The sequence below is a fragment of the Mucilaginibacter sp. RCC_168 genome, assembly GCF_041355315.1.
Taxonomy (GTDB): Bacteria; Bacteroidota; Bacteroidia; order Sphingobacteriales; family Sphingobacteriaceae; genus Mucilaginibacter.
Genome location: NZ_JBFUPN010000061.1, coordinates 1 through 1,900 on the forward strand (window position 1 = coordinate 1; position 1,900 = coordinate 1,900).

Consider the following 1,900-nt stretch of genomic DNA (forward strand, 5'->3'; position numbering starts at 1 on the left):
AAGGGAGATGATATTGCAAACTACCCTCCAGTGCATCGATGAACCATAACCTTTCCTGAGAAAAAGATAAAGGAATCCTAAAATGTCTGGGGGAGGGCAGTATAGAACTAGCTTGATTTAATGCATATCCATTCCTTAAAATGATTTTTATTTGAGCTTTGAATTTCTTTATTTCTTCAATAAAACGATAATCAATTGGTGCACCTTCAACAAATCTATATTTAACAATATCGTCATTTAAAAATAGTATTATTCCGTTTTTTTGCGCTTCGTTTATGATCTTTACTGTATTAATAAAATCAATGTCTAACATAAATTCAAACTTTTTTTTGGAAATGAAAGAGTATAAATGACGAATATTAAATAGAAACTAAATTAGGTTTAGAGCTTTATGAAATAACGTATTATGTGATTAAAAATGTAAGAAAAGTTACTCATCGTGTCAGTAACCAGTATATAAAGAATAAGCAACTTCAATTAAAGTTTTCTATATACACATCTTTTCGACCAATTTCTATCTGTTTTTGGGTATTACAAAATCTATTTTAAATCGTCATCAATACCGATGTTAACTTAACTTTAGATTCCATTTCAAACCACATAATTTTTTGATTATTATGTGATTACATTCTGTGTTTGAACTGGATCTATAGATGTTTATTCTGATATCTATCTTTTCTGGGAGCCCAATAAGGATTATAAGATTGATTTTCTATCCTCAAGCATCTTGGCAATTTTTGCTTTCGGGAAAAAAATAAACTCATACTTTTTTCAATAATTTAAGGGACTCCTTGTTGATAGAAGAAATCAATATGAAGATGTCTTTATTGTGCGTTTGATATCTATTCTAATTTGTAGAACCGCCTTTTTGTAGAACCGCCTTTGCATAGAAAAGGCTGAAGAGCAGTTCTTGAACAAGGATGTTTGGCCGTAAAATAAAGCTTGTACCTTTATAGTTGATTAAACGAAAAGCTAAGGATTGAGTTAAAAATACAATGCGTAACAATCAAAAAAGTAAAGAACGATTTGAAACGTAACATTAACGGTTCATACATGGCATTAATCTTTGTTGTCATATCTTTGTGACCAATTTATGTTCAAAAGAAACTATCTTAAAACTATTGCAGGATTGTCGGTAAGGATATTAACCAAATTCAAATCCATTACGGGTTATCAAAAAAAATAATAAATCCCTAAATGACCTTAAATGTGCTTTGGCTTTTAAACGCATAACACTTTAAAACTAATTATAATAAATATAAAATACAATAGATAATTAAAATTGACTCGGACAGTATTAGATTAACTATTATCTGTGTTACTTCTCAGTATTTGAAATAGAGAAACAAACAATATCAAGGCAAAACAATGATTCATCAGATTCTCATTTTTCAATGCTTTAATATTTTTTTCAATGGTAATTTTTTCTTGTTATGACTGCTAATTACAGTTCATTCAATTTAGCCTGGTATTTATTCATTTTTAGATGTTTATCCTGTTATAATTTTCATTTAAGGCACTCTGTCTTGGCTTTGATGCGGCTGTTTTTTTCTTTTAATATTGAAAAAATGGAATGAGTTATTGCTGCATCTCAACAGATGATTTGTATTTTTTTAGTAACGTATACTTAATCTCATACCAATACTTTATAACTCAAACCCCTCAAGATTATTTTCAATGGAATACTTATTTCGAAATAATAAAATATCTAGATATTCTGATAATTTATTTATTGTTTGTGATTCAAATATCGCTAATATGGATATCTCTATATTGAGCTCTCTTCTGATAGAAGAAACGAGTCGCATGGCCAGCAGCGAATCTCCGCCGAGCTGGAAGAAGTTATCGTGTATGCCAACGCGCTCAACGGCGAGCAGGTCTGTCCATATAGCAGCGAGCT

2 protein-coding genes are annotated in these 1,900 nt (G+C 30.1%); both read right to left on the reverse strand.

All coding sequences use genetic code 11. The features are described from left to right. Window positions 1–313, reverse strand: a 313-nt coding sequence (locus AB6735_RS27940) for a hypothetical protein (RefSeq protein ID WP_370999469.1), incomplete at its 3' end; no start/stop codon positions are given. A gap of 1,333 nt (window positions 314–1,646) precedes the next feature. After that, the coding region (locus AB6735_RS27945; protein WP_370999470.1) for a phosphopantetheine-binding protein at window positions 1,647–1,900 on the reverse strand (254 nt) is incomplete at its 5' end.